The organism is Halovibrio salipaludis (assembly GCF_002286965.1).
GTDB lineage: Bacteria > Pseudomonadota > Gammaproteobacteria > Pseudomonadales > Oleiphilaceae > Halospina > Halospina salipaludis.
On the sequence record NZ_NSKD01000008.1, the window covers coordinates 127,877 to 136,861 of the forward strand.

Here is an 8,985-nt window from a genome sequence, read left to right on the forward strand (position 1 = left end):
CAAAATCAAAAGGCCAGAATGACCACCTTCAAAAAAGTCCTAGCATTATTTTCCCCCCAGGAACGCCGCCGCGGTGGCCTCGTCATGGGTATGGTTATCATCATGGCGATTCTGGAAACGGTCGGTGTAGCATCTGTAATGCCGTTTCTCTCCGTAATGGGCAATCCGGAAGCCATAGAGAATACGCCCTACCTGTTAGCCACCTACAACTTCTTCGGCTTCGAGGCCAAACAGGACTTCCTGAGGGCTCTTGGCATTGGCGCTTTCAGCATCGTCCTGTTCAGCGCCGCTTTCCGGATCGTGACAACCTACGCCATCAACCGCTATGCCCAGATGCGCCGCCACAGTGTGGGGGAACGCCTGCTGGAAACCTATCTAAGACAGCCCTACGCCTTCTTCCTGAACCGCCACAGTGGTGACATGGCGAAAAGCATCCTTTCAGAAGTGGACCAGCTCATCCAAAACGTCATCAAACCCGGCTTCGATGCGATCGCCTACAGCGTGGTGGCCCTGGCTATCATCCTGTTTCTGGTCATTCAAGACCCTTGGCTGGCCCTTGGCGTCGGGCTGGTCATCGGGGGGAGCTACGCCCTTATCTTCGCAGGTGTACAAAAGCACCTGACCAAGATCGGCCATGAACGCGCCCACGCGAATCGGGAACGCTTTACAGCTGCCGGTGAAGCATTGGGTGGCATTAAAGACATAAAACTGCTGGGCCGGGAACAAGCCTATCTCACACGTTTCCGCCCTTCGTCAGCCCGGTTTTCACGGCACCAGGCAACCAACCTCACACTTACCGAAACCCCGCGCTACCTGATTGAAGCGATTGGCGTGGGCGGCGTTATTGGTCTTGCGCTTTTCCTTATGCACCGCAGTGACAATTTCGGCCAGGTTCTGCCTGTGCTGGGCCTCTATGCCTTCGCAGGTTACAAGCTCTTGCCGGCCGCGCAGAGAATCTACGGCGGGCTTGCTAAACTCCGCTTCGGAGCGGGAGCGGTGGATGAAATTCACAAGGATCTCCACGAACGAGAGGCTCTCGCCGAAATCCGGAACCTCCCCAAGGACCGTCTTGAAACACGAGACGCAATAACACTGGATCATATGAGTTTCACCTATCCAGAGGCGAGTACTCCGGCTGTAGAGGATATCAACCTAACAATTCCAGCCGGTAGCGCTACCGGGTTGGTCGGCGGAACCGGCGCAGGTAAGACAACACTGGTCGACCTCATTCTTGGGCTGCTTCGCCCCACAGAAGGCCAACTTAAAGTCGACGATGCACCAATTACCGATAAAAACTTGCGGCAGTGGCAGGCTTCTCTTGGTTACGTCCCACAGGATATTTTTCTGGTAGACGCTACCGTCTCGGAAAACATCGCATTGGGTATTCCCAAGGATCAAGTTGATCAGAACAAGGTGGAGCAATGCTCCCGGATGGCACAGGTTCATGAGTTCATCACGACTCAACTGCCCCAACAGTACGAAACCGAAGTGGGTGAACGGGGCGTGCGTCTTTCAGGGGGGCAGCGCCAACGCATCGGTATTGCTCGAGCGCTTTATCATGACCCAGAAATTCTGGTTTTCGATGAGGCCACCAGCGCTCTGGACAATGCGACAGAGAAAGCCGTGATTGAAGCGGTTGATGCCCTGAGCCAGGAAAAGACCATCATTATGATCGCCCACCGGCTGAGCACAGTCGAAAACTGCGACCAGATTGTTCTCCTTGAAGAGGGTGGAATCAGTGCAAAAGGCACTTACTCCGAACTTCTCAACAATAGCGTGTCCTTCCAGAAAATGGCCATATAATCCCAAGGAACTCCTTCATGCAAACCGTTCTAGTGACCGGCGCCGGCGGCTACATCGGCAGCGTCCTCGTCCCCAAATTGATTGAGCATGGCTATCAGGTACGAGCCATCGATCGATACTTCTTCGGGGAAGACAAGCTCGTTCCCCACAAAAAGCTTGAAGTCATAAAAGAAGACAGCCGGAGATTGACCCCAGAGCACTTCCAGGATGTTGATTATGTGATCGATTTGGTCGCCATCTCCAACGATCCCAGCGGAGAGCTTTTTTCTGAACCCACCTGGCAGATCAACTACTACAGTCGTGCCAAAACGGCGCAAATGGCCAAGCAGGCCGGTGTCAAACGCTATATCCTGCCATCAAGCTGCAGTATCTATGGCTTTCAGGACGATGTGGCGGATGAAACAACCAGTACTAACCCGCTCACTGTCTACGCACGCGCCAATGAAAAAGCAGAAAACGACACTCTACCGCTGGCGGACGAGAATTTCGTCGTCACCGTCATGCGACAGGCAACAGTTTTTGGCTACAGCCCCCGAATGCGGTTCGACCTCGCCATCAATGGCATGACTTACGGCGCCTACACCAATAAAACCCTGCCCCTGATGCGGGACGGCTCCCAGTACCGCCCCATGCTCCACGTGCAGGATACGACCGATGTGATGGCTCTCTTGCTCCAGGCAGAGCCGAATAAGATCAATGGTGAAATCTTCAACGTCGGAAGTGCGGAGAACACCTACCAGCTGGGTGACCTAGGAAAGCGGGTTGCAAAAACCGTCGGCGAACTTCTGGGCGAAACCATTGATATTGAATGGTATGGCGAGCCGGACCATCGCAGTTACCAAGTATCTTTCGAGAAAATCGAAACAACCCTTGGCTGGAAAGCCTCACGGACTGCGGAAACCGGCACCCGCGAAATCGTCGAAAAATTGAAAGCCGGCGAACTGGATAAAACCGACCAGACACTGACGCTCAACTGGTATCAGGAACTCACCAAATGGCACCGCATCATCAAGGACATTGAGCGTCACGGCGGCATTCTGGATATCGAATGAGTAATCCAATGAAAGGCATCATTCTCGCTGGCGGCAGCGGCACACGACTCCACCCCCTTACTAAGGGGGTTTCCAAACAGCTACTCCCGATCTACGACAAACCGATGATCTATCATCCCCTGTCCGTACTCATGCTCGCGGGCATACGGGATATCCTCATTATCACGACTCCGGAGGAGCAGAGCAGCTTCCACCACCTACTCGGCGACGGAACTCAGTTCGGCATCAACCTGAGCTACGCCAAACAACCCTCTCCGGATGGCCTGGCCCAGGCGTTCACCATCGGCGCCTCCTTCATCGGCAATGACCCTGTTTGCCTGGTTCTCGGCGACAACATCTTCTACGGGCAGGGCTTTACGCCCAAACTCCAACAGGCTGCGGCCCGCAGCTCCGGTGCCACAATTTTCGGTTATCAGGTCAAGGATCCAGAACGTTTCGGCGTAGTCGAATTTGACCAGAACAGGAAAGCCCTTTCCATCGAAGAGAAACCCAATCATCCCAAATCTCATTATGCGGTTACGGGCCTCTACTTCTACGATAACGATGTTGTTGAGATTGCTCGCTCGGTCAAACCCTCAGATCGTGGCGAACTCGAGATCACCTCTGTAAACGACGCTTATCTTTCCCGCGGCGATCTCAACGTCGAAGTGCTTGGCCGTGGCTTCGCCTGGCTGGATACCGGAACCCACGAAAGCCTTCTGGAGGCGGCGCAATTCGTCGAAACCATTGAGAAGCGTCAGGGGTATAAGATCGCCTGCCTTGAGGAGATCGCCTTCAAGCACGGCTGGATTTCACCTGAGCATCTGCGTGAGGCGGCATTTGCACTCCAAAAAACCGCTTATGGTGCTTACCTTAAAGACATTGCCGAGGAATCATGATTCAGGTTACCAAACCTTTTATCCCCGACCGCGAAAAACTGGATAAGTACCTTGATGGCATATTTGAGCGCACTTGGCTGACCAATAACGGTCCGCTGGTTCAGGAGCTCACTCAACGCCTGGAAGATTACCTCGACGTTGAGAACCTCCTCCTGGTGGCCAATGGTACACTGGCTCTTCAGGTTGCCTATAAAGCGTTGGGCGTTGAAACCGAAGCTGTGACCACACCCTTCACCTTTGCCGCAACGCCAGGTTCCATGAAGTGGCAGGGCATTACACCTCGCTTCGCAGATATCGACCCAAATACTCTGAACCTGTATCCCGCCCAGGCTGAAAAAACCATCACAGAGAATACTCAGGCACTGGTTCCCGTTCATGTCTATGGCAACGCATGCGATGACGATTCACTCCAGGAAATTGCAAGCCGCCACAACCTGCGCCTGATCTATGATGCCTCGCATGCCTTTGGCGTGCAGTACAAGGATGAAAGCCTTCTTAACTGCGGCGACGCCTCAACCCTGAGCTTCCACGCCACGAAGCTATTTCACACCGTGGAAGGTGGTGCCATCGTCTTCAAAAACAAAGACGAACTTGAACGAGCCCGTTCGATGATCAATTTTGGCCAATCACCCGACACGCCTAATGACATCGCCAGCGTCGGCATCAACGCCAAGATGAGTGAATTGCATGCCGCCATGGGGCTCGCCATGCTGGACTCTGTCGACGAGATCATCAGCCAACGAAAGGCACTTGTTCAGGAATATCACCGCTGCCTTGAAGCGCATGTTGAATTTCCCCAACGCTGGGGCAGCGAGAACGGCGCCTATATGCCGGTTCTGCTTGCTTCGAAAGAACAGACTGATGCAGTGGATACCCACCTACAGCAAGCCGGTATTCGCGGACGGCGTTACTTTTCGCCAGCACTTCATGAAAGCAAGGCTTACGATAATGGTGATGAATGCCCGGTAGCGAGTGACATTGCAGGGCGAATACTCTGCCTTCCAATCTATCCGGGACTTACGACGAGCCACGTGCGGTGGGTCAGTGATCACGTCTGTCAGGCACTATAAACAAAACAAATTGCTGGGATCGAAAGTGCAAAAGGTAATGTTTCTGGGTGCGGCCCCCATGCAAATGCCGCCAATTGAGTACGCGAGCGAAAAGGGCTACGAGATCATAACGGTCGACTATAAGCCGGATAATCCAGGGCACCGATTGGCCGACCGCTGGTATGACTGTAGCACTACGGATCTCGATGGCGTGCTGGAAATCGCGCGCGAGGAAGCTATCGACGGTATCGTCGCGTACGCTTCTGATCCCGCCGCGCCAACTGCCGCCTACGTTGGGAATGCTATGGGCCTCCCGTCCAACCCATACGAGTCGGTCTGCACACTCGCCGAGAAAGATAAGTTCCGGGCGTTTCTTCACGAAAACGGGTTCAACGTCCCGGAAGCCCAATCATTTACCAACATTAGCGCAGCTGCGGAATTCGCTAAAAGCATACGTGGTAATGTTTTCACAAAGCCAGTGGATTCATCTGGAAGCAAAGGCGTTACCCGCGTAACGAATCAGGAACAATTCAAAGATGCGTTCGAATACGCAGCTGGTTTTTCGCGTTCCGGCAGAGTGATCGTGGAGAGCGAACTCGTACGCGATGGTTACCAGGTCGCTGGCGACGGCTTTGTTCGCGATGGGCGACTGGCTTTTCGTTGTTGGGCCAACGAACACTTCGATTACCAATGCAACGGACTCGTACCGATTGGGGAAAGCTTTCCCTCGATATTGCCGGATCGTTTGCTGAACTATGCCCATGCCGAGACCCAGCGGCTACTCGAGCTACTCGATATGCGAAGCGGTGCCCTGAATTTCGACTTCATATTTACTCAGGACGAGGAGTTGTATTTTCTGGAAATCGGCCCACGCAATGGTGGCAACTTGATTCCGCAGGTCATCCGATACGGTACGGGCGTAGACCTGATCGCCGCAACCGTGGAGGCCGCACTCGGAAACGACTACGAACTGCCCGCCAACGCCCCATTCAAGGGGTATTGGGCGTCCTACATCATTCACGCGCTGACCGATGGCTCCTATGGCCAGCTGAACGTTTCGGAGCGGATGCAATCCCGTATCGTCGAGCAGGACTTGTGGAAACAGCCGGGTGATCCCGTGAAGCTTTTCAGGGGCTCAAACGACACAGTAGGCACCATGATTTTACGTTTTCAGAGCGCAGAAGAGATGTGTGCACTCATGGATGACATGAACACCGACATTTTTGTGGAGTGCCTTTAGTGCAAGGCATCGGTGGGTATTTCGAGCTGGAAGTCCCGCGCGCAAAAACGCTCGAACCGGCTTTAACTTTTCAATCCGCCCGCGCCGCCATCGCGTCGCTATGTTTACAGACCGGCATCAAGCGGGTATGGCTGCCAACATTCCTGTGCAACACGGTTGGGGATGAACTTCAACGCGTGGGCATTGAGGTGGCTCGTTACGAATTGCAATCGGACTTGACGCCAGAGCTCAGGCTGACCGTCGACACAGATGAAGCGGCCTTAATCGTCAATTACTTCGGCGTATGCGGCGCACAGGTGGAACAGGCGTTAAAGCAGCTCCCGCCGAATCGCTGCATCGTTGATAATTCCCAAGCGTATGGTGCCCCCCCCAGCGACTGTTTAGGTACGGTCTACTCCTGTCGCAAGTTTTTCGGCGTGCCGGACGGCGGTTTACTGATGACTACTCTCCAGAATGTCGCCGAACCAGTCGATTTCGATGAGCACTCAATCCCCCGCTGTGAGCATCTGTTGCGCCGCCTCGATCGAGACCCCGAAGAGGGCCTGTCCGCCTACCGCAAAGCAGAGCAGAGTCTTGCCCACGCCCACCATCGGAGCATGTCCATATTGACGCGGCGATTACTCGCGGGCATTGACTATCAAACCGCCTACGCACGTCGACGGGATAACTTTCGCGCCGTTCATCGACTGCTAGGTGGTGTTAATAAGTTATGCTTCAACGACGGTGCCCCGACTAGCCCCCTGACCTATCCACTAATGTTGGATGAAGGCGCCGCCGACGTTCGGGTTGCTTTGATCGATCACCGCGTTTTCAGTCCCATTTACTGGCCTGAATTGCTGGACACTGGGCGCTGCCAAGCCGCAACGTTGGCGGCAAAGATCGTGCATATTCCGATCGATCAACGTTACGAGCCTACCCAACTTGTCGAACGATTACACGCCATACCGGGTGTTAAAGCATTGTTTTCAAGGGGAGATCAGCATGCCAGCCGATGACCGCATAAGAAACCGGCACGCCGAATTTGCACGCAACGATAACCTAGAATCGCTGCTGGGCACACTAAATGAAGATCTGGCGTTAGCCGAAGCCCAGGCCATGCAGCGTTATCTCGACCAACAGCCACCTTTTCCACCCATCTTCGTCATGGGTGCGCCACGCAGCGGCACGACCCTCTTCATGCAGTGGCTCGCATCCACTGGTGTCTTTGCCTATCCGACTAACATGCTATCGCGATTCTGGGCTGCGCCAATTACCGGCGCCCGCATCCAAAAAGCGCTGACTGATCCGGCCTACGACTTCCGTGACGAACTTCGTGATTTCAAGGGGGGCACCGACTTTGAGTCCCACCATGGCAAAACTGCAGGCGCGCTCTCTCCCAATGAGTTCTGGTACTTCTGGCGGCGTTTTATGCCAGGCAACGAATACCGGCCACGCCATGAGCTCGAGCGCACCGTGGACAACGAGACGCTGCGTACCGAAATCGCCGGCATAACCGACCTATTCGGCAAGCCCTTCGCCACCAAAGGGATGATTTTCAACGAAAACATACCCTACATGGCAGATATACTCCCCAACGCCATCTTTGTCTGGGTTCGTCGCCAGCCGGAATACAATATCCAGTCACTACTGCAAGCACGCGAGCGTCAGTATGGCGATATGAATCAGTGGTATTCGTTCAAAATTAGAGAGTTTGACAAACTTAAAGATTTACCACCAACCGAATCCGTTAGTGGCCAGGTGGCGTCGATTCATCATGCGATCGAAGAGGGTTTTTCCAGCTTGACTGATAACCGAAAACTTATCGTTGACTATGAAACATTCTGCTCTTCCCCCTCAAAGATATATGAAGAACTGGCAACCAAATTATGCACTCATGAAGTGGTTATTCCTCAAGAGCCGACGGCTACGCAGTTCAACCCGCGCAACGAATGGCGACTGGGTTCACCCACTTATAGTATGGTACATCAGGCTTATAAAACGTTTAGCCATCGTGCTTAAAACCTAGAATCTGCCACAAGTGCGCCACATCCATAAACGGCGGATGATGTCATCCTTTAACTATCTCCTAAAATTGGTGCATGCGTAATCAAAGTTCTCCAGTCTATAACGAGGCAAACGAAAAGCAGAACCAAAGAACCACGGCCAAAAGACTCCCAATATATCAAGAGCCTCAAAGAGGCAGAGGGAGCCTCCTAACCGAAACGGTATACTTCACGGCACCCACTACACAAAATACCTGAAGTGTGTCATCCACACTCGCTTTAAAGGCCATCAGTTTGATGAGAATTGGATGATAATCTAACGTCACGTGGTCGCGCCTACCTCCGTAGTACCTACCGAACTGCCGACACCACTGACTCAAATTACCGTTATAGGGTGGACTCTTTCCGGATTCACCGATGATCGCCCTCCTTCAAAGCGACCCTAGCCGTGACCCGCACTCCAGTTTTACCAAACTACTCAACAAGGACCGTATTGCACTAATTCTTTGCCCCAAGACTCAAAGGCTCCAAATAAACCCAAACCAACCTCAAATCTATTTTTATGAAAATCGCAACCAAAACTCAATTTCCACTTAGAAACACTGCAAAAAAAATTAAACGCCTGATAAGCGCATTCGTAAAACCATTCATAAACCAAAAAAAGCGACTAAAATCTAAAAACAAGACAAAATACTTTTGCATCGGGCGAAACAAGACTGGAACAACTTCCATAAACCTGAATTCAGATAATAACTGCAGCACTTTGGCGTGAACCGGTAGAGGTAGGAGGGCCGCCGCCGGTACCCTCACCGCCTTTACCGACCAAAGTGAAGAGCAGATGGGATACCGACAACTGACCCAGCGACAACGATACCAGATTGAGGCCGGTTTGCAGCACCGCTGCAGCCTTCGTGCCATCGCCCAGCTTGTGGGGTGCAGCAGTAGCACGGTCTCGCGAGAGATTCGGCGCAACACAAGCGC

8 protein-coding genes are annotated in these 8,985 nt (G+C 53.1%); all 8 read left to right on the forward strand.

Going from position 1 to position 8,985, the window contains the following annotated elements; genetic code table 11:
• Window positions 1-18 precede the first annotated feature (18 nt).
• Window positions 19-1,803, forward strand: a complete 1,785-nt coding sequence (locus CK501_RS14495; RefSeq protein ID WP_095618460.1) for an ABC transporter ATP-binding protein — start codon at window positions 19-21, stop codon at window positions 1,801-1,803.
• 17 nt (window positions 1,804-1,820) lie between these two features.
• The gene (locus CK501_RS14500; protein WP_095618461.1) at window positions 1,821-2,855 is read left to right on the forward strand and encodes an NAD-dependent epimerase/dehydratase family protein; all 1,035 of its coding nucleotides are present in this window, start codon (window positions 1,821-1,823) and stop codon (window positions 2,853-2,855) included.
• A gap of 8 nt (window positions 2,856-2,863) precedes the next feature.
• Window positions 2,864-3,733, forward strand: coding sequence for a glucose-1-phosphate thymidylyltransferase RfbA (gene rfbA / locus CK501_RS14505; protein ID WP_198949545.1), 870 nt, complete (start codon window positions 2,864-2,866; stop codon window positions 3,731-3,733).
• Entirely contained in the window at window positions 3,730-4,803 is a 1,074-nt protein-coding gene (locus CK501_RS14510; RefSeq protein ID WP_095618463.1) for a DegT/DnrJ/EryC1/StrS family aminotransferase, read from the forward strand. The genes rfbA and CK501_RS14510 overlap by 4 nt, the downstream gene beginning before the upstream one ends.
• Window positions 4,778-6,022, forward strand: a complete 1,245-nt coding sequence (locus CK501_RS14515; RefSeq protein WP_198949546.1) for an ATP-grasp domain-containing protein — start codon at window positions 4,778-4,780, stop codon at window positions 6,020-6,022. The genes CK501_RS14510 and CK501_RS14515 overlap by 26 nt, the downstream gene beginning before the upstream one ends.
• Window positions 6,022-7,017 carry a hypothetical protein gene (locus CK501_RS14520; RefSeq protein WP_095618465.1) on the forward strand — a complete coding sequence of 332 codons (996 nt, stop codon included), beginning with the start codon at window positions 6,022-6,024 and terminating at the stop codon, window positions 7,015-7,017. The genes CK501_RS14515 and CK501_RS14520 overlap by 1 nt, the downstream gene beginning before the upstream one ends.
• Window positions 7,004-8,020, forward strand: coding sequence for a sulfotransferase (locus CK501_RS14525; protein WP_095618466.1), 1,017 nt, complete (start codon window positions 7,004-7,006; stop codon window positions 8,018-8,020). Before CK501_RS14520 ends, CK501_RS14525 begins: the two co-directional genes overlap by 14 nt.
• Window positions 8,021-8,842: 822 nt before the next feature.
• The coding region (locus CK501_RS14530; protein WP_143421382.1) for a helix-turn-helix domain-containing protein at window positions 8,843-8,985 on the forward strand (143 nt) is incomplete at its 3' end.